Raw genomic sequence first — 20524 nt, 5'->3', positions numbered from 1 at the left:
GGGGAGGGAACTAGATTTCTTATTTCCCCCCTTTATAAGGGGGGATTAAGGGGGGTAATTTGACTGTGTGTACACCGTAGTCTAAAAAAAGAAAGGCTTTGAGGCTTACTCCCCTTCCCTCTCTTCTCAACGAGAGGCTGCGCCAACGAGACGCTGTGCGAACCCAGGGAAGGGGCTGGGGGTTAGGTCTGTATTTCACGCAATTGAGAACCGCTATATTTGTTATTTCAGCGATCGCATTTGCTATTTCAGCGATCGCATTTGCTATTTCAGCGATCGCATTTGCTATTTCGGCGTACTCATTTGCTATTTCGGCGTACTCATTTGCTATTTCGGCGATCGCATTTGTTATTTCGGCGTACTCATTTGCTATTTCGGCGTACTCATTTGTTATTTCGGCGATCGCATTTGCTATTTCGGCGATCGCATTTGCTATTTCGGCGTACTCATTTGCTATTTCGGCGTACTCATTTGCTATTTCGGCGTACTCATTTGCTATTTCGGCGTACTCATTTGCTATTTCGGCGAACGCATTTGTTATTTCGGCGTGTCCAGAACGCACTCTACTGGCGTGTCATTACTCAAATGTTGCAAAAAAATGTAGCAAAAAAAATTGTAGGTTGGATGGAGGCTTTGCGTAACCCAACATCCTGATATGTGTTGGGTTGCGCTCCGCTCCACCCAACCTACATTTAATACTCACAAACTTGAACTAACGCAGGGAAAGGTTCGTCAAACTCACGTTAAAAGAAATCAGCCATCCAAGGAGAACTACCTGCAAATATTTGCGTAGCTGCTGAAATAGCGGTTTCTGTCCCATGCAGTTTTCCGGCTATTTGCAAATGGTAGGGAGCGAACAAACTTGTATATAGTGGTGCTAGTTCTCGGATATCTAACTGCAACTCACCCTTTCCACCTTTTGTAACTTCACCGCGTCCATTGGCGACAGAAAGAATGAATTTACCATTGTTTGCATCTAGCAAATTATCTTGAATATCTAAGTGCAGTTCAGTTTCAATTCCCGAAGGATAACCCCGCATTTCCAGCGCCTTGACTACATCTACTACCCGCAGCATCCAACGCATCGTATTCTTAAGCTTGGCAGTTTGCTCTGGTAGCAGTAATGTCAAAGAATCGGTTACAGAACTCCTCCATCGCACGTGTTCAATTTGGGAGCGATGACTGGCAAGAAAAGACCAGAATGTTTGTGCGGCTGCAACTGTGAGAATTACCCAATCTTTGATTCGCAAAATTGCGCCATCCTCTTTTGAATGTTGACTGAAGAGGATGTAACCTTCGGGTTTCTCTTTTGTACCGATAAAATATGCGTAAAATGTTTCCTTCTCATCTGGTTGAATTAACCGCTCCCAGATTGCGGGATGTCGATCTAAATATCCATGCGTTAGTTTCGCCTGCTGCTGATATAGTTGATGAAAGACTTGATGATTAATATTCACTATGGGTTGCAAAGGTAGGGATTGCTCTCGCACTTGGATATTCCTAGTAGCAACTTCCCAATTACACCAGCTACCCCCTTGCTCATAGCCGACTTTTCGATACAGAGTTTGCACAGCTGGATAAAGAGCAGAGAGCGGTATACCTTTAGCATAAAGTTCCTTGAGCGTCTGCTGCATGAGAGCGATCGCAGATCCCGAACCGCGATACTCTGGAGCAATACCCACAGCGGCAATTCCTGTCATTGGTACACGCACACCACCCCACCACTGGCCCATATCCAGAGTTGCCAATCCACCAACTAATTGCCCAAATCCCCGAATAATACGGAAATTTTTTACGCCAATGAGATTGATATAAGCTTCCTCGCCACCAACTCCGCTGATGAAACACTGCTCAAGGATATACATCAGCTGCTGAATATCCTGTGGATCGGCAAGAGTGCTGTATTCAAATTGAGCCGTCATCTCTCGTACCATTAGTAGGACAAAAACACAATCACACTACAGCAGATGTTGCCCTAATACTTGAGCAATTTCATCGCCATAAAGCCCCGGAATAGCCTCAATTATACTACTGCACGTTTGGTTTTAAATATTGGAACACCTATACAGTTTCTTTGTGAAGCTGCATATATTTATCGAAACAGAATTCAGGAGTCAGGAGCCAGAATTCAGAATGAATTTTGTGTGACTGGTGGATGAATCCAGGGGTTTAAGACCCCCACTAAATCTGCATATTTAGTGGTCTTCAAGACGCTCTCTACGAGACGCTAAAAGCGAACGCGGACTCGCTAACGCTACGCTATCAGTGGCGGGTCTGAATCCCCCACTGATTCATTCTGACTCCTGTTAGCGATAGCGGGGCGTTTAGCCCATTCTGACTTCTGAATTCTTCTTCAACTCCCGGCTACGCCTTCCCTCCAAAGCATCTTCATGGAGAATTGATATTACACTGGTAAAAATTTTTAATGAGTTACTTCAAGACTGTTTATTCTATTTTTAGGGCAGTTGCTCTTAACAAACCACTTACAAAAAATATGTTAACAAGTTGGATTTACCTTATAATTGCCATCCTTTTTGAAGTTTCAGGCACAACTTGCATGAAATTATCAGAGGGATTTACTAAAATAGTTCCTTCAGTATTAATATTTGTTTTCTATGGACTTTGTTTTACTTTTTTGACCTTTGCTCTCAAGAGACTTGAAGTAAGTGTCGCCTATTCTGTCTGGGCTGGATTGGGAACTATTCTAGTAGCTCTTATTGGGATTATTTGGTTTCGGGAATCTGCCACATTCATCAAACTTGTGTCGATCTCCTTAATCATCATCGGGGTGATTGGCATCAACGCAAGTCAGTGAAGGGGGCAGGGGAGCAGAGGGGCAGGGGAGCAGAGGGGCAGGGGAGCAGAGGGGCAGAGGGGCTGGGGAGAGGGTTTGCAGATTTTATACAGCTTAGTATTGGCTGCTTTCGCTAAACATTACTTAGGTAGCGGTGAACGAATTGAATGGCGATCGAACCTTCTCCGACACCGGATGCCACCCGTTTAATTGAGCCATAGCGGACATCTCCGGCTGCGAAGATTCCGGGAATGTTGGTTTCTAATAAGAAAGGAGAGCGTTCTAAAGACCAACCACGAGGAGATTTGCCATTATGTACTAAGTCTGGCCCTGTGATGATAAACCCCTGAGCATCGCGTTGAATAACGCCATCGAGCCAATCAGTTTTGGGGCTAGCACCGATGAAAATAAACAGCGATCGCGCCGGCACGGTTTCGGTTTGTCCAGTGTTGGCATGGGCGATCGCAATTGCTTCTAAATGTTCCTCTCCCTTCACTTCCACGACGCTGCAACCCGTGCAAACTTTGATATTTTCAGTCGCGGCAATTTGGTCAATCAAATATTGAGACATACTTGATGCTAGTGACTCACCCCGCACTAACATAATCACTTTGTTGGCATACTTAGAAAAGTGCATTGCTGCCTGTCCAGCAGAGTTTGCCCCGCCTACTAAGTAAACCTCTTCGTTGGTGCAGGCGATCGCCTCAGTCATGGCAGCACCATAGTAAATCCCTGCTCCTGTGAGCTTCTCTGCTCCTGGAACATTTAGCCAACGGTAGGAAACACCGGTTGCAACTAAAAGTGCATGGCAACTAATCTCGCTACCATCTGCCAATTGCAGAACCCGATAAGGATCTTCCAGTCGAACCCCAGTTACCACTTGAGGAGTGAGAATTTCTACCCCAAATCGCCGCGCCTGAGTGACTCCTCGCCTTGCCAAATCATTGCCACTCAAGCCAACAGGAAACCCCAAATAGTTCTCAATCCGCGAACTCGTACCTGCTTGTCCTCCTGGGGCTTCACGCTCAATTAAGACAGTACTCAATCCCTCAGAAGCGCCATAGACGGCGGCGGCTAATCCGGCAGGCCCAGCACCCACGATCGCTAAGTCATAAAACGGACGCTCTGCCTGAGTTTGCAGTCCAATTTTGGCGGCAATTTCTAAATTAGATGGTTGAATTAATCGGGAACCATCGGGGAACAGCACCAATGGCAATTGCTGTCTACAATCAGCTTGGGCGTATTCCACCAATTTTTCTGCATCCGGTTCCAGTTCAATATCTAACCACTTAAATGGAACCTGGTTACGTGCTAAAAAGTCTTTCACCTGATGTGAAAAAGGCGACCAGCGATTACCAATGACTCGAATGCCTTCAAAGGGTGGGCGGAATCCAGCTAGCCAGTCATCTAGCAAATCATCTAAAACCGGATATAGCCTCTCTTCTGGTGGATTCCAAGGCTTGAGTAAGTAATAATCAAGTCTGGCACTATTAATTGATTTTATCGCAGCATCCGTATCTGCATAGGCCGTCAACAAGGCACGTTTCGCATCGGGAAAGATGTCTTTTGCCCGTTCCAGGAACTCCACGCCTCCCATTTGGGGCATACGTTGATCCACCAAAAATAGAGCAACTGCTTCATTCCGCAATTTTAGTTGCTGCACTACATCCAGAGCCGTAATACCTGAATCTGCCCGAACAATACGGAAGCGATCGCCATACTGATGACGCAAGTCTCGTGACACCGCTTGCAATACTTCTGGATCGTCATCGACGGTTAAAATTGCTGGTTTCGCCATAACTACTGTTACTTAACAATTGCAGTGTCTAGCCTTGTCTTCAAAAATCTGTCGTCAAAATATCTACTGTTTAACCAGTTGCCTTAAACGAAAGTATGCCTCTTCTGGTGTCAGCGATTCCGATTGAGTTTCATTGGGTATATAAAATACCCAGGTATCAGGAAAGTAATGCACCACAAAGCTGGGAATCAAACCCAAGCTTACTGCTTGCTTGCCGAGTTTTTCAGTTTGTTCCTCTAAACTCAGTTGGTCATGAAATGAGTGTTCAACCATACTTTTGCATCTCCCTGTACTTTATCAAAACAGAATTCAGGAGTCAGGTGGTCGCCGAGCGACTTGCCTTGAGCGAAGTCGAAAGGAGTCGAGGTGAGTCAGAATTCAGAATGAGCTTGAGAATATTTTGGTAGTAGACCTAAACAATTTCAAATATGCTTTCGTAGAGAATCATAAAACTATTTGGGTCATTCACGCTAATCTGAAACTGGATTAAATCAGCCAGCAGGGCATTCCTGACATTGAGGTATTGGGAAATCATCTGTACTTTGTCAAAAGCTCGTATAACTCGCTACGATTTTATTGCATTAGTACTAATTGGCAAATTACCCTAACTATAGTATGTATGGCTTAAGTATACAGTTAAAATCCACTCTTTAAATAGCATTTAGCTACTTTAAATCTAGTTATTGTTAGGTGACAGTTGTAATTGCTTGACCTAAATTAATTTGCAGATTATCTAGAGATTGTTGATTTTGAATAATACCAACTAATTCCTCAGAGCCATTACCATCAAAGCGATCGGCATCAAAGAAAATCCCTAGACCAGAAACACCATTTAGTAATTTGACATCTTCTAAATCATTAATTTTGGTTTAACTAAAGATGCAATTGCTGTTAAGTACCTCTTGCTAAAAATATAGAATAGAAGCTAAAGTAATATTTATTCCTTATCTTTGTTTGAGCTTGATTTGTGAATTATCCGTTTGCATTAAAAGGATTTTAGAGAACTATGCCAATTAAAAAACACATTAATCTTAATCAAGGATGTTTCCTTAATCCCGCAAATAAACAGATAGTTGTCAATTTAGCCAGTGAAGATATTTTAAATTTAATCACGCAAGAATTAAAAACTCGTTACTCTCCAGAAACTCAAAAAACTCTACTTGAGGAGAGTTCAAAATTATTACCTAATTTTGTATTTCAAGAATTATTACAACGCCAACAGCAGGTAGTAGATATTAACCCAGATAGTTTAATTGTCGTTAGCTGTCAAATAGCAGAGGCAGAAGTCGATGATTTGGGATTTGATTTAAATCTCGAAGTATATTTTGTAGTTGGAGATACAAAAGGTCAAAACCATTTTCGGGCTAATCAAATAGTCCTTTGGTCGAATATATGGGGTGATGAAGAACAGCCTTTTGATTTAGAAGATGAACTAGGTGAACAATTCTGGACAAGTTATCAAATTCAGTTGCTTTTTGATGAAAAAGAACAGCAAACAATTGAACTGGAACTATCACAAACAGATGATTATGCCGCGAGGTTAGAATTTTCCCCATCACTAAAAAGATTTTCACCATCCATAGTTCCCTTTACGGATAATGACTTCTAAAAATTATTATCTGCACATACAGTGAATGTAAATTAATCATTTACAGCAGAATTCAGAATTCAGAATTCAGAATTCAGGAGTAAAACACGGTTTATATCTGGGTAACAGACTTAGCTTGTGTACCTCACCAACTTGAAATATGCTGTATATTCACTGGGGATTTTATTTTTTGGAAGTTCTCTTTAAAAAGATGAAGTCTTCAATACTTCCTACATCCTCATTGTGGTTCGATAATTGAACCCATAAACAAAATGTTTCCCGTCTGATTATCCCGAATAGCACAGAAGAAGGGACGATCGACAATCATTCGGAATGGTTCTGGTTCTTGTCTGGCAGATGTTGCTACTATTTCCACTGAAGTAGCCGCAGCCGCTTCAGTCCCTTCTTCGTTCACTTCAACAAAAGTTTTATGCTTAACTTGGCTAATGGCAAAATTTTTACCCATGCCAGAAAAATTGGCTTTGTTGCTGAAAGCCTCCCCCATACCTAAAGTTTTTAAAGCATCATTGAGTGTAATATCGTAATCTGTTTTGAAGCGGGGTAGGCGAATAAACCCTTTTTGGTTGTTGAACTGAGTCATCCATTTTTCCCAGTTCTCAACATTTAAGTTTTGATAAAACGCTTTGAGGTTAGAATTATTTTTGGGTAAGAAGATATAAAAACTTGTCTTACCATCTTTTCCATAAGGTAAACTAACTGCCTGAAACTTTTCGCTTTCATAGTATCTATAATCACCCTTCTGTGACATCATTGGGTGTTGTTTTTGCCTCCCAGATGTGATGTAAAAAGGGTATGGAGCAGTTTCTTTCTTGTCAAACTCGTTAGTCCAATTACCTTTAAAATATATGGCATTAATCAGAAATAATACCTGATTTGGTTCAATTTTTTCAACTATTTTAGTGATTTTGCCATTAGTATTTTCTTTGATCCAGTTATTGATAATATTCGATGCGGCGGCATCTTGAAAGTTTAAATTGCTGACTTTGGCTTGATAGAAGTCCTGGGTTCTCTTGAGAAAGTCTGGTGCAAAGCTAACATTTTGATTTGCCCAAAGTGAGTTAGCAATTTTCAATTGCACTTTCGCATCTGAATTGTCTAAAAGCTGTTTTAATACCGCCGCATAAGAAGAGTTAATTTCTGGTAGATTCATCCCCTGTAATTCTAGGGTTTTTGCCATTGCTTGTTGAGTCGAACCGCTAGCGCCGTTGTAAGTCATAGCAAGAGCGATCGCAACACTCGAAGGTGAGATAAAAATATTCTTCCCACCCCGATCGTTTTTCAGCACTTCTGAAAATAGTTTGAAGCCAAACTTATTGCTAGCCTCAACTATTTTTGTATCAGTGTTGGCTGTTTTTTTTTGCAATGGAGTTTCTGGTTGAGGTAAACTAGATTGAGCAAGGGCACTTTTATTACTATCGACTTGAGAACACCCTAATACACTGAATAAAACGACACTTGCAGCTGCCAGAGCATAACGTCTACCTAGACTCACACCGTAACGTCTTTGTAGGAAATTTTCTTTTGCATCACTCAATTTATGGCGATTCATTCTGCTACCTCACTTGCCAAAGATTCCCGATTTGTGCTCAGAGTTGACGCAGATACTGTGTCAATGATTAACTATTGCATTTACTCCAATAGAAAAATGGGACTGTTACAGTTTTCGTAACAGCAATTTAGTAGCTCAGAGTAATTAAACACAACTTGTGGAATTGCTAATTCCTTATTGAGACGGCTATACAGACGACTTATAAAAATTTTGATTTCTAAGAATTTTTATCTTTACGTATAAAGGTATTGTAAGCTACGTAATCATAAAATAACCACTTCTGTGAGGTTTTTATAGATCGAATAAGGTTTTTCAGAGGCAGGAAATCTCGTTCCCATACGGAGCATAGGAACGAGAAAAACGCTGTAATTTTACACAGATATTTGTGCTAACTTATTTCAATTAATAGGTACACTCCACCAAGCTAAACTATAGGGTTGAGTCGCTTCATTGAGCTTTTGACGAAACTGGACGCGGATTTTGTAATTGCCAGCAGCAGTAACGGGGCAGAAAATATGTTCTACACTATCGATTTGGCTGATTGAGGAGCAAACAGCACCAACATCTGAATTTTGAGCATCAGCTTTTACTAAGTATAGGTCGAGATTATTTAAGCCGCGATCGCGAAAATTTTCGCCTAGATCATATTGCTGGTTTTTATTTTTATCGTTGAGTTCTACCAATCGATCCCAACTCAGGGTGACAGCAACAAAACTTCCCTGCTTTAAGGGTTTTGCTAATATATAGTCAACAGATGCTCCAACATCAACTGTGCGATAATCCCAACCAATAGCCGGCACCGCAGCTGATGCTTGCCATTGACCAGCACTAAATTGTTGATAAGCGCGAAATGCGTTCAAATGACCCGCTCCCATTTGGGCATCTAAGGGAATCTTTGGATCTTTATAAGCATCAGAATCTAGCCAGTTTTGATTTTGTTTATCAATTAGCGTCCGAGTCATTCCCAACTTTAAGCCATCGCCGCTATCTAGAAGTTTGTCTGCTGAATTCAGCAATACAGCTTTCATCACTTGATGACGCCGAGAATCAATGCTCCAGTGGGGTTGTTTTGTCCGCATCTGTCGGTCTGCAAGTTCCTGCAACAGAGCAACAGTAGCTGTAACTTGAGGCGCGGCAAAACTAGTACCTGTAACCTTGTTCAATTTGCCATCTGGATTAAGCAAAGGAATATTATTACCAGGAGCAACTAAACTGATAGCGCGACGCCCATCAAGGTCAAATTCCCTTCCAGCTAGTCTTCCATTCACCCCTTGGTTAACACCCGCCAGATTAGCCACGTCTACTTTGTTAAAAACTCCCCCTCGGCGGGATGAAAAAGCCACGTTTATTCCGTTAAAATTATCTGTAGGAATAGGAATACCACCTTTCCCCTGATTGCCAGCGATCGCATACAAAACATCATGAGCGCGACTAGACCAGTCAACACATAAAGTTAGTAAAGCATTGCCGTCTAAAGTAGCTTCCGGTCGAGGATCGCGGCTCAGAGGTTCCCCAAAGCTAAAGTTAATCGCACGGACATCACCACCATTTTGGAGCGCTATGTGCTGTGCCGATAAGCATTCCTCTGGCTGACCCATGTTTTTAGTCGAACCCACCGCCGACGAATACAATCGCGCTCCTGGAGCAACTCCTGGCAAAGCTTTGTCTTGACTCACCATCACACCGGCGACATTGTAGGCGTGGGCGTCAACACCATTATTAGACTTAGCTGGGCCATTGCGTAAGAAAACCGCTGCTAAAGATATGGCACGATTTTTAGACACCGCCTTATCCCACCCAAACATTCCCGGCCGGCCAATTTCAACTTGACCAATAGCAATCTTACGACCGATTAAATTATAAGGAGCTTGGTGTAGCTTCAGAGCATCAATGCCGTTAGTTCCTAGTGCAGATTCTAAAGCTGAAGCAATTACTGGCGCACTCAGACAAGAAGCAGTTAATCCCCAAAATATCCAGGTTAGTTTTTTAGTCATTAGTTATTGGTCATTAGTTATTAGTCATTGGTCATTTGTCATTGGTCATTTGTCATTTGTCATTGGTCATTGGGTATGGTGAAGAGGACAACAAGATAAGGGGATCTAACTTTTGTCCCCTTGTCTCCCCTGCTCCCCTGCTCCCCTGCTCCCCTGCCCCCTGCCCCCCTGCTCCCCTGCTCCCCTGCCCCCCTGCCCCCTGCTCCCCTACCTCCCCACTCCCCAAAAAACCGGGATCAAAATTATGAGTCTTGTTCAATGTTTTGTTACAATGCGTACAGACGAGGACGCTTAAAAACCCACTAGCCATGACCCAAAACCTATCTCAAAAGCCCATTGTAATTTCTCCATCTATCCTATCAGCCGATTTTAGTCGCTTGGGTGACGAAATTCGTGCCGTAGACGCAGCTGGAGCGGATTGGATTCATGTTGATGTCATGGATGGTCGTTTTGTACCTAATATTACGATAGGCCCTCTGATTGTGGAGGCGATTCGTCCGATTACAACCAAGCCTCTGGATGTCCATTTGATGATTGTGGAGCCAGAAAAGTATGTAGAGGGATTTGCTAAGGCGGGTGCTGATATTATCTCCGTACACTGCGAGCATAATGCTTCCCCACACCTGCACCGCACCTTGGGGCAAATAAAAGAGCTTGGTAAGAAAGCTGGTGTTGTACTTAATCCTGGTACCCCTCTAGAACTAATCGAATATGTTCTAGATTTGTGCGACTTAGTACTAATTATGAGCGTCAACCCTGGTTTTGGTGGTCAAAGCTTTATCCCTGGTGTATTACCCAAAATCCGCAAGCTGCGCCAAATGTGTGATGAACGTGGTCTTGATCCCTGGATTGAAGTGGATGGGGGACTGAAGGCAAATAATACCTGGCAAGTTTTGGAAGCGGGAGCTAATGCGATCGTCGCCGGTTCAGCTGTGTTTAACGCAAAAGATTATGCTGAGGCTATTACAGCAATTCGCAACAGCAAGAGTCCTACCCCAGAATTAGCCAAGGTTTAATTCATTTTTGAATTAATCAATCATTAAACATGGAAGTGAAAAAAAATGTAGAGACGTAGCGGTGCTACGTCTCTACCAGAATTCTAGATTAATTGCATCAAATATCTAGTCTTCGTAAAAAATAAGGTAGGCAATTTGCCCACCTTATTTTTTTATATAAACCTCGTCTACTTTGAGAACCGTAGTTTTGTAGGTTGGGTGCAGCGATAGCGTAACCCAACATAAATAAGATCACAAAGACGCGATAAATCGCCGTCTCTACAATAATCAGTTCCTTGTAGAGACGGCGATTTATCGCGTCTCTTACCTTAACCGAACAGTATTGCCACCCAACCTACATAAATATATCTTTTAAAAAACTCTAGGTTTCAACATAGATGAGATTTATAAATAAAAAACTGGAAGCTATTCAAGTTTTGAACCTTCCAGTAGTTGCTATATAAATTGAAAGTTTAGAAACCAAAGATAATCCAGGTTGGGAGGACTAGGATTACAATAGTCGAAAGAGAAGCGTATGAGCTACTAGTTCTACCAGCCAAGGACAACAATTTCACCGTAACTTTTCTATTTCCGTTCCTAGAATTGATGTTAAGCGTTTGCAATATTTAACTAAAGCAACACCAACCACAGGATAGAAAGTTTTATCAGCATTACTCGCACCGTCTGCAGTCAGTGAAAGCTGTGTAAAATTTGGATTGGGGGAATCCACCTCGCCAAATTTTCTTTGCTTAGACTTCCTCAGAAAAAGAACCACCAGTAGTAACAGTTGGATTATTGGTCTTGGTCTAGGAGTTATTTACTCCATGAAATGCTGACTACTTTTGTAATCAGTTTGATTTATTTCATAGTTAGAACTAATCGTTGATTTTATTTTTTAAATTAACTTGATTGCCAAATCACCTCTATTTTGGTTTAGGTTGTAGTTGTTATTAGTTTACCAATATCAGTAGTATATATTTGCCATTTTGGCAGATTTTTGCAAAATATTATCAAATTCATGACTGCTATAGAAAACCTGTCATGCTATAAATTTCCAATTAGCATAACAGGCTTTCAGATAATCAATCAACTTTAGAGCGGAATCTATTGATTCCAAATACTTTTTAATTGAATCCACAGGATTTCAAGGAAATGTCTTGAACATTTTCTGGTTTTAATGGCGATTTGCTTGATTGATATTCGTTAATTTGCTGTGTCAATCTCTGGTCTAAACTACCAGCACGGATTTCTGCTTTTTGCTTTCTAACTACTTCTAGATAAGCTAAGTCTTTAATTTTGCTTAAGCAGCTGATGAAACATTATTATCAGACTGGGAATTATGAGCGTGTTTCAGCATTTTTAGATTTTCACTTTGCTGTTGTTTTGTCCTATCGGCTTGAGAGTTCTCTTTGAGCAATCGATTGTAGGTGCGATATGGAATGTAATGCAGAGGATTATAACCACCAAATCGCAGCATTAAAACACATGCCCAGGAATACTTTCCAGCAAGAATTGCTTCAACTACTTTGTCAAATTGTTGAGCTTTCACTGTCTTATCTAAGTTACTACTAATACCAGCAAGGTCTTGATTCATCATAGCGTTTAGTTATTTTGGGTGAAGTAAACTATGTTCTTCTCTGCGATTGTTGATGTTTCAATTGAGGTGTACAAACTGCACTAGCCTTTTTGCAAATCTTGAATTGCTTGTGGCAAATTATCAGCAGTGGAGCGGTGTTTGATGTTTACAAGGGATAAAAATCCATAAGTAAATAAATTTTCTTGGTTCACACGCTTATATTTATTACTACTGTTGGATTAGGCAATTTCCGGGAAGTTTGCATATTTTTTTAGACTAAGAGAGGAAATATATTTATCTTTGAGCGTTAACAACACCATTCGTATTTATACTATTTTTTGTCGTTGCTGTCATCTACTAATCTAGTATATTTATAGGTCAAATTTACTGAATATATTCCTATACTTACTTGTGTATTGTGCAGCTTTTAGTTTTGTCCTCTTTTGCTAATTCTTGAGGGGGTCTTACCCCTCACCCGATATCATTTTAAAACCTTTATTATTGTCGAGTAACTAGAAAACAATACCATTAAATAAAATGTAAAACAACTTGCAAAAATATTATTCGAGAAAGAATAAAACCTTTCATAGCAATAGGATTGAACTTATTTTTCTATAAGTTCGATTAGATAATCATACTTATTAGACTTGTCTTTATTGGTTTGCAAAGACTACAGCTTTGGCGTATCTAAATATAATCGCTGTCAACTGCGCGTAAATATTTCATAATAAGCAGTCATTAATTATAAAATAGACCAGTTCTAAAAGAAAATTACTGGTTAGGGATAATATAAATAGATAGTTATAACAAGCCTTAGTCGAGTCAAGAAAAATATCCGCAAATGGATAAATTGACTCAAAAATTGTTGCAGGCTAAGTCTGTACAATATTAGAGAATTTAAGAATAGATATAAAGCTAATTAACACAGAATATTATTAAGTTGATTCAGCAAAAAGTTCTATATGATATGAATATTTAACAGATTTATAGAATTGAGATTACAAATGTAGTGGCAATTGAGCTAAATGGTGGTATCAATATGCGATCGCCTTTATCTCTCCAGACAACTACGCAATGAATTATTTGACAATGAGCTATCCAAGGGTTATAATATGAGTCCAGCTTACTCAGACTAGTCCTTACTGATAGCGCTTCACATCCTGAAGTTTGGACTGCTTCTACTAAAGGCTGGTGAAATGCACCTGTGAAATTTACTGGCGTTAAGTTACGCAAATTGTAAGGGTTTAAGCGTATGCACCAGTGTCGGCTAATCATTGCCAAACACGCAGCGCCACAATCTGATTAACTTTGCTGTTGAGTAAAGGAATAGGCACGTCATAACCTAGTTTTTGATTGTGAACGTAGTCTGGGAAGCATTAGCAATATTTATAGCTAAAGCTAGTAATATTTGCATTTTTTGAAACAGTGGTCTTAAATTCTCAATGCTTCAACTCTTACCATTACTGAAATTTTCCTTCGCTTCCGGAAACACTCGGAAAATAAAATCGCAAACCTAAAGTCTGCTTTCTCAGATGAAGACAGGTTAAATTTGCTAGGGATTGCTAGGAACGCACATCTATCATAGGTGTCAATTTAAGGTAGAAGTTATTTAAGAGTAAGGGTTCTAGGGTTGCTTGCCTTCATCCCCTAACCCCTTCTCCCATATTGGGAGAAGGGGAACTGGAGAATTTGCTTCCTTCTGCTAGTTTTGAGAGAGGGCTGGGGGTAAAACTTATACATTCAGAAGATTTCAGCTTAAGTTGGCACCCATGACACCTACGTGTGTTGCATCAAAACGAGAACCGCTTTGATAGTCAATCAATTAATAACTAAGTAAATTCCCCAAATCGCCATTGGCCGCAGGTAAGTGCTAGCGCGAAAAGTACCAGTTGCGGTGATAGCTTCTGGCGTGCGAAATTGCAGACCATTTTCATAAATTTGCTGCACCACAGCTTGCGTCAACCTCAACGCTTCGTCTTTCATTCCCATCTGCACGAGAAAAGCCGCCAGCCCAAAGTTTATTCCCGTCCAAACTTCTAAGGGATGAGTAGCTTTGGGATTTTCTGGTGAACCATCACGACGAACACCATTAGCAGCACCAAACTCACCATTACAGAATTTCAAAAAGCAAGCATCATAAACAGTTTTCAGCGCAGAGAGGGCGCGATCGCTCGGTACAATATCAGGTAAGTCCAGCAGACGAGCATAAAATTGCCCGCACAATTGATCTGCCATCACCACATCGGAACCACTTTTACTATCAAGTCGGTAATATTCCCCATTCCAGAGTTTTTCTTGGTAAATAGGAAGAGATTGTTGTAACCAAGTTTCATAAGTGGATTTTTGAACCGCCAACTCTGTTGTGTCACCTGTCTGGTAAGTTAATAAAATATCGCTAATTGCGATCGCAGCCTCTAACGCCGCTAACCACAATCCCCCACAATAGGCGCTGACACCCTGTAACCGCCAATCATCAAAAGTTTGGTCAGGCGCGCCAGAATTTTCAGGAATCCCATCGCCATCGAGATCAAAAGTTTTCAAGTAGTCGAGGGTTTGAACGATCGCATTCCAGCAATCTGCCAAGAATTCCACATCGTCAGCACCCGTGAGTAAAAAATCACGGTATACTTGCAAGACAAAATCACTACCTAAATCTTTCCATAAATTACAGTCTTGATAGCTGGTGTAGTTGGTTTTCTCCCAAACGTGTTCGTTGGGTGCGCCTAAATCGTGGGGTGTTGCACCTGCAACTTTGCGAACTGCAATCGGGCTTTCTGCCTTAATTGTCATGTAATAGCCAATTATTCGGGGAGTATCATCACCTTGAGGAATCGCCCGTGCAAATGCCCGAATCACCGACTTTTCTAATTCTGGAAATAGCATCAGCAGGGCAAAAGAGCCATACAACCGCACATCTAGACTTTCATACCAACGGTAATCTAAGCACTCCAGCACCGCAAACTGACCGATGGGGTTAAGTTCTGATGCTGCACTCCAGAGAGTACCGCCGCTGGTGAGGTCATAAAGCTCATTAAATAGAGCCATTTTAAACCAGTTGGGCAAATCTTCGCGGTCGAGAATGGGTTTTTGCCAACTTTGAATTTGCGATCGCCAAGTTTGGTATTCTTGTAATGCAGTAGATGCGATCGCCCAGGCGTTGTTGCCATTTTTACCAAAGAAGTCTGTATATCTGCGGTAATAGTTAACCCCGGCGGCAAATTCTGTTATCGGTAAATCCCAAGCGAGGACAAAGGGGATTTCGAGAGTTTCGCCTGGTTGGAGAGTGAAACGGATTGCGATGCCTGCGGCCGGCGTAGCGATCGCACCCCCTAATTGTGTATTCTCTGTTGCTGTAGTATCAACATAATTGGGCAAAGAGCCATCTTTAGCAAAACTTTGCCATATTTCCTCACCCGTCCCTTCAGGATTCCAGCGGCTATGGTGAAATACTTCCACTTGGGGATGTTTCAGCGTCGCAATACACCAAGTTCCGTCACCTTCTTGCAAAGGTTCATCAATACCAACCCGGCCTAAAACACAGCCAAACTGTTGTGTATTTTCAACTATTTGGTTGTAGTTTCCTTGACTTTCGCCCCAGCGCGGTTGGTATTCGTAAACCGGACTACCATCATCGCGCACCCGCACTTCGGGAGATTTGAGAGCGTTTGTAAACCAGCCCACCATATTTTGCCAAGTGAGCATAATGCTGAGAGTAATCGGTGCATCTGTGGGATTATGAGCATTCCAGAGGAATATCGCCACAGGGTAGCTAGTTTCTTGGTAATTACCTGCCCACACTGGGGAAAATTGCTCACAAGTCAACTGTGCTTGAAATACATTTTCATACACAAACCAGCTACGTGGATATAGCGCGTGATAATTGCCCGTCCCCTCTGTGCCGGGAGTTGTAGGATACCACTGCCACGCTTTGAGAGTGCCATCATCGGGCGCTTGCGTAGACAAAGCGTAGGTTTGGGAAGATGTGCTATTGGATTCAAACACACTGAACTGACAAGCGGGAACGTTTTTGAAGGTATGCTCACCGCCGTCGATGTGCCACAGGTTAAAGTCTCCCCGTGAAGAACGACCGATGCAACCTGCACCAAAGCCGCCTAAAGGCATACCATGCCAAGGGCCATCATCAATATTACTTGCATAGCGGACGGTATAAGGTTTGTCCCAACCTAAGCCGATGGGACGGCTCCAAGTACAAGAGGGAATTTTCAAAGAGAGTTGATTTGTCATCGCCTAATGTTACAGCGTGCAGTTACGTCAATGAAGACTAGCGCGATGTGAGATTTTTCTCAAGGTAGTAGCACGGTAATCCCGGATTTCTCACGCATAGTGTAGGCTTCAGGGGAAGAGGAGTGTGGGCAGTGTGGGGAGGTAAGACTTCTTCCCCATCCTCCCACACCTCCCACACCCCTTGGATTTCTCACTTGTGAGAAATCCAGGTAATGCCCATTGGTATCCAATACTTCTCGCTTTGTGCATTTTTTATTCGGAATCGGGTTTTGGGAAAAGGTTAAGGGGTAAGGGTTGAATGGCACTAAGAAAAGCCCAAAAGCTTGTGTAGCCTAGTTCCCAGCCTCCAGGCTAGGAACCAGTCAGGGCAAGGGCTGTATCTTAACTTAATGCCATTCGGGTAAGGGTTAAAGGTTTTTTCTTTACTTTGACGAGAAGTATTGTATTGGTGTCAACTTAAGTTGAAATTTTATAACTGGTCGTAGCCCGCCCTTAGACATTGCTCCCGTAATTACTACCAGATTACAAGGTATAGAGCTTATCCCAGTCCCTAAGACTTTCATATTGTGCTTCTACCGCGTATTGCTCAACCGCTAATTAAATTTTAAATCTAGAGTTTTTAACTCTAGTGGGTAAATCACTAGTCAATTTGGGTATTTTAAAGCACAGAGGTATTTTTCTCAATAGTTTTAACAAAACAAGATGATACAATACGCCCTTGTGGTTGAAATTGCTCAGTATGACAACAGTTTCGGCAGCCTGACTAAACCTATTAATGATGCAGAGGCTGTGGCTAGCACAGAAAAATTTTTGCTGGTGGTAGATGAGTTTGGGGAAGTATCTACAGTTTGTATAGATAAGGAAGAACGGCAGAGATTTATTGAACTATTGACTGGGGTAGTAGAGATTCATGATTCGCGGTTAGCAGTTGTAATTACTATGCGAGGCGATTTTCTGGAATCCTGTTTAGATAATTCTTCTCTAACTCACCTGATTCAAACCCCAGTAGTTGTTATACCGCCTTTAACTGGAGTTGATTTAAAGGAGACAATTGCCAAACCTGCCAAGCTTCAGGTTCATAGTGTTGAAGAAGCAGGAGTATTAAAAATTCTCCAAAATCTTCAACAAGAACCAGTGAATTTGCCATTGTTAGAGTTTGCCTTAACTAAACTCTGGGAGAAACGCGAGCAAAAGAAACATCAACTTACCCCAGAAGAGTATGAAAAGTTGGGAGGATTAACTGTGGTGTTAAATCTCCACGCAGAAAATGTTTATCACTACCAAGATTATGAGCAAGAATACCCAACTCAAGAACGCAGTCAGCAAGAAAAGGAATGGATTAAGCAGATTTTTCTGCGGTTAGTGCGAACGGGAGAGGGAGAAAAGGATACCCGACAGCGCCAACCAAAAGCCACATTATTAAATATTGCAGGTGATGATGCCAATCAACAGCAACAACTTAGCGAGTTACTAGATGGTGAAGCGGGATTGGTTAAGGGACGCTTATTAGTTACTGGGAAAGATGAAAAAGGAGAAGTCTGGATTGATTTAGCCCATGAAGCTTTAATTGAAAGTTGGCAGCAGTTTGCCCAGTGGCGACAACAAGACCGAGACTTGCGACCGTTGAGCGATACATTAGAAAATACGCGACGGGAATGGTTGAACGAAAGACCGGATGACAAATATTTAATGCAAAAGGGATTGCTGTCCCAAGTGAGGGATAGCTGGCAACAATTGCAGCCTGATTTGCAATCACCCCAACAAGATGAGGATTTTTACCAGCGCAGCGATACCGATGACAAAGACCGGATTGCCGAGATGGAAAGGGCGCTTACTGAATCCCAGTTGCGAGATAAAGCGGCTAGAGTAGATGATTTATTGCCCTTACAACCCCTAGATAGTCTAGTTTTGGCAATTCAAGCTATGGGGGAGAATCAAGAAAAACTACCCCAGCAGATTCTTGCATCAGTTCAGAACAGTTTGAATCGGGTGGTGAATAAAGCAAGAGTCTCGATTCCCTTCTGTGGTCATGAAGGTAATGTCTCTTCTGTCGCTATTAGCGCTGATGGGCAGACGATTGTTAGTAGTGGTACTGACGGCACTGTGCGGTTGTGGAATTACCAAGGTCTTTCCTTAGCTGAACCTTTGCGCGATCATCAGGGTAATGTCTCTTCTGTCGCTATCAGCGCCGATGGGCAGACGATTGTCACTGGCGGTGCTGATGGTACGGTGCGGTTGTGGAATTATCAAGGTCTTTCCTTAGCTGAACCTTTGCATGGTCATCAGGGTAATGTCTCTTCTGTCGCCATCAACGCTGATGGGCAGACGATTGTCAGTGGTGGTAACGACGGTACAGTGCGGTTGTGGAACCGCCAAGGTTTTCCCTTAGCTAAACCATTGCGTGGGCATAAAAATGATGTCTCTTCTGTCGCCATCAGTGCCGATGGGCAAACAATTGTCAGTGGCGGTGCTGACGGTACAGTGCGGTTGTGGAACCGCCAAGGTTTTCCCTTAGCTAAACCATTGCGTGGGCATAAAAATGATGTCTTTTCTGTTGCCATCAGTGCCGATGGGCAGACGATTGTCAGTGGTGGTGCTGACGGTATGGTGCGGTTGTGGAATTGCCAAGGTCTTCTCTTGGCTGAACCTTTGTATGGTCATGAGGGTAATGTCAGGTCTGTCGCCATCAGCGCCGATGGGCAGACGATTGTCAGTGGCGGTGTTGATGGTACGGTGCGGCTGTGGAATCGCCAAGGTCTTTCCTTAGCTGAACCTTTGCGTGGTCATCAGGGTAATGTTAAGTCTGTGGCTATCAGCACCGATGGGCAGACGATTGTCAGTGGCGGTGTTGATGGTACGGTGCGGTTGTGGAATCGCCAAGGTCTTCCCTTAACTGAACCTTTGCGTGGTCACGAAGGCAATGTTAGGTCTGTTGCTATCAGTACCAATGGGCAGACGATTGTTAGTGGTAGTACTGACGGAACAGTGCGGTTTTGGAACCACCAAGGTCTTCCTTCCGCGAAACCTTTGCGTGGTCATAAGGGTTGGGTCTATTCTGTCGCCATTAGCGCTGATGGTCAGACGATTGTCAGTGGCGGTACTGACGGCATGGTGAGGTTGTGGAACTACCAAGGTCTTCCTTTAGCTGAACCTTTGTGTGTTCATGAGGGTTGGGTCTATTCTGTCGCCATTAGCGCCGATGGGCAGACGATTGTCAGTGGTGGTAGTGACGGCACGGTGCGTTTGTGGAATCTGCAAGGTCTTCCTTTAGCTGAACCTTTGTGTGGTCATCAGGGTTATGTCAATTCTGTCGCCATCAGTGCCGATGGGCAGACGATTGTTAGTGGCGGTGATGATGGCACTGTGCGGTTGTGGAATCGTCAAGGTCTTGCCTTAGCTGAACCTTTGCGTGGTCATCAGGGTTTTGTCAATTCTGTTGCCATTAGCGCCGATGGGCAGACGATTGTCAGTGGCGGTGGTGATGGCACTGTGCGGTTGTGGAATTACCAAGGTCTTGCTTTAGCTGAACCTTTGCGTGGTCATAAAGGTTGGGTCTATTCTGTCGCCATTAGCACCAATGGGCAGACGATTGTTAGCGGCGGTGATGACGGCACTGTGCGGTTGTGGAATTACCAAGGTCTTGCTTTAGCTGAACCTTTACGCGGTCATGAGGGTTGGGTTTATTCTGTCGCCATTAGCGCCGATGGGCAGACGATTGTTAGCGGCGGTGAAGATGGCACTGTGCGTTTGTGGCGCGGTGACTGGCGTGCATGGTTGCAAGTTTGTTGTGACAGGTTACGTTACCATCCCGTCTTCACCAATCCGCAAACAGAGGAAGCAAAAGCCGCCTGCGAAACCTGCCAAAAATATGTTTGGAGTAAAGTCAGCGGGTAAAAACAAGGCATTGCTGTGCCTCTAAGAAGGTCTGCACTCGACTCAATTGCAAACAGCTATAAAGGCAGTA

The 20524-nt window shown here is 42.7% G+C and carries 11 protein-coding genes and 2 pseudogenes; 4 read left to right on the top strand and 9 right to left on the bottom strand.

Annotated elements, in window-relative coordinates:
* Window positions 1-19: 19 nt before the first annotated feature.
* Window positions 20-562 (bottom strand): hypothetical protein, encoded by a 543-nt coding sequence (locus V7K61_RS25075; protein WP_335057513.1) that lies wholly within the window; start codon window positions 560-562, stop codon window positions 20-22.
* A gap of 181 nt (window positions 563-743) precedes the next feature.
* Window positions 744-1922, bottom strand: coding sequence for a GNAT family N-acetyltransferase (locus tag V7K61_RS25070; RefSeq protein WP_335057511.1), 1179 nt, complete (start codon window positions 1920-1922; stop codon window positions 744-746).
* 572 nt (window positions 1923-2494) lie between these two features.
* Here V7K61_RS25070 and V7K61_RS25065 point away from each other — a divergent pair.
* Entirely contained in the window at window positions 2495-2815 is a 321-nt protein-coding gene (locus V7K61_RS25065; protein ID WP_335057625.1) for a DMT family transporter, read from the top strand.
* A gap of 112 nt (window positions 2816-2927) precedes the next feature.
* On the opposite strand, the gene V7K61_RS25060 is transcribed toward V7K61_RS25065, so the two are convergent.
* Both V7K61_RS25060 and V7K61_RS25055 read right to left on the bottom strand, forming a co-directional pair.
* A complete protein-coding gene (locus V7K61_RS25060) occupies window positions 2928-4592 on the bottom strand; it encodes an FAD-dependent oxidoreductase (RefSeq protein ID WP_335057509.1) in 1665 nt (554 codons plus the stop codon).
* 63 nt (window positions 4593-4655) lie between these two features.
* Complete coding sequence (locus tag V7K61_RS25055) at window positions 4656-4865, bottom strand: hypothetical protein (RefSeq protein WP_335057507.1); 210 nt, start codon at window positions 4863-4865, stop codon at window positions 4656-4658.
* A 733-nt stretch (window positions 4866-5598) separates the two neighbouring features.
* Between V7K61_RS25055 and V7K61_RS25050 the strand changes: the two genes are divergently transcribed.
* On the top strand, window positions 5599-6201 hold the full coding sequence (locus tag V7K61_RS25050; protein ID WP_335057505.1) for a hypothetical protein: 603 nt from the start codon (window positions 5599-5601) through the stop codon (window positions 6199-6201).
* 217 nt (window positions 6202-6418) lie between these two features.
* Here the strand turns inward: V7K61_RS25050 and V7K61_RS25045 are convergent, their stop codons facing one another.
* Window positions 6419-7750, bottom strand: coding sequence for a serpin family protein (locus V7K61_RS25045; protein ID WP_335057503.1), 1332 nt, complete (start codon window positions 7748-7750; stop codon window positions 6419-6421).
* A 398-nt stretch (window positions 7751-8148) separates the two neighbouring features.
* Window positions 8149-9744 carry a S8 family serine peptidase gene (locus tag V7K61_RS25040; RefSeq protein ID WP_335057501.1) on the bottom strand — a complete coding sequence of 532 codons (1596 nt, stop codon included), beginning with the start codon at window positions 9742-9744 and terminating at the stop codon, window positions 8149-8151.
* 308 nt (window positions 9745-10052) lie between these two features.
* On the opposite strand from V7K61_RS25040, the gene rpe reads away from it, so the two are divergent.
* A complete protein-coding gene (gene rpe / locus V7K61_RS25035) occupies window positions 10053-10760 on the top strand; it encodes a ribulose-phosphate 3-epimerase (RefSeq protein ID WP_094349276.1) in 708 nt (235 codons plus the stop codon).
* 1103 nt (window positions 10761-11863) lie between these two features.
* Here rpe and V7K61_RS25030 read toward each other — a convergent pair.
* The 3 genes and pseudogenes from V7K61_RS25030 to V7K61_RS25020 form a co-directional block, all read right to left on the bottom strand.
* Window positions 11864-12333: pseudogene (locus tag V7K61_RS25030) on the bottom strand (HetP family heterocyst commitment protein).
* A gap of 966 nt (window positions 12334-13299) precedes the next feature.
* Window positions 13300-13605: pseudogene (locus tag V7K61_RS25025) on the bottom strand (cysteine peptidase family C39 domain-containing protein); the annotation flags it as partial.
* 528 nt (window positions 13606-14133) lie between these two features.
* Window positions 14134-16560, bottom strand: a complete 2427-nt coding sequence (locus V7K61_RS25020) for a GH116 family glycosyl hydrolase (protein WP_335057499.1) — start codon at window positions 16558-16560, stop codon at window positions 14134-14136.
* Between the two features lie 702 nt (window positions 16561-17262).
* Between V7K61_RS25020 and V7K61_RS25015 the strand changes: the two genes are divergently transcribed.
* Entirely contained in the window at window positions 17263-20454 is a 3192-nt protein-coding gene (locus tag V7K61_RS25015; protein ID WP_335057498.1) for a WD40 repeat domain-containing protein, read from the top strand.
* The last annotated feature ends 70 nt before the right edge of the window (window positions 20455-20524 follow it).

It is taken from the genome of Nostoc sp., from assembly GCF_036918015.1.
Classification (GTDB): Bacteria; Cyanobacteriota; Cyanobacteriia; order Cyanobacteriales; family Nostocaceae; genus Nostoc.
This window is presented reverse-complemented; position numbering and strand designations above follow the sequence as displayed.

What these genes read in the sequence shown, in the direction of transcription:
- V7K61_RS25060 (WP_335057509.1), bottom strand. Translation starts at nt 4,592, where the DNA reads ATGGCGAAACCAGCAATTTTAACCGTCGATGACGATCCAGAAGTATTG.
- V7K61_RS25055 (WP_335057507.1), bottom strand. Translation starts at nt 4,865, where the DNA reads ATGGTTGAACACTCATTTCATGACCAACTGAGTTTAGAGGAACAAACT.
- V7K61_RS25050 (WP_335057505.1), top strand. Translation starts at nt 5,599, where the DNA reads ATGCCAATTAAAAAACACATTAATCTTAATCAAGGATGTTTCCTTAAT.
- V7K61_RS25015 (WP_335057498.1), top strand. Translation starts at nt 17,263, where the DNA reads ATGATACAATACGCCCTTGTGGTTGAAATTGCTCAGTATGACAACAGT.
- V7K61_RS25070 (WP_335057511.1), bottom strand. Translation starts at nt 1,922, where the DNA reads ATGACGGCTCAATTTGAATACAGCACTCTTGCCGATCCACAGGATATT.
- V7K61_RS25040 (WP_335057501.1), bottom strand. Translation starts at nt 9,744, where the DNA reads ATGACTAAAAAACTAACCTGGATATTTTGGGGATTAACTGCTTCTTGT.
- V7K61_RS25020 (WP_335057499.1), bottom strand. Translation starts at nt 16,560, where the DNA reads ATGACAAATCAACTCTCTTTGAAAATTCCCTCTTGTACTTGGAGCCGT.
- V7K61_RS25045 (WP_335057503.1), bottom strand. Translation starts at nt 7,750, where the DNA reads ATGAATCGCCATAAATTGAGTGATGCAAAAGAAAATTTCCTACAAAGA.
- rpe (WP_094349276.1), top strand. Translation starts at nt 10,053, where the DNA reads ATGACCCAAAACCTATCTCAAAAGCCCATTGTAATTTCTCCATCTATC.
- V7K61_RS25065 (WP_335057625.1), top strand. Translation starts at nt 2,495, where the DNA reads ATGTTAACAAGTTGGATTTACCTTATAATTGCCATCCTTTTTGAAGTT.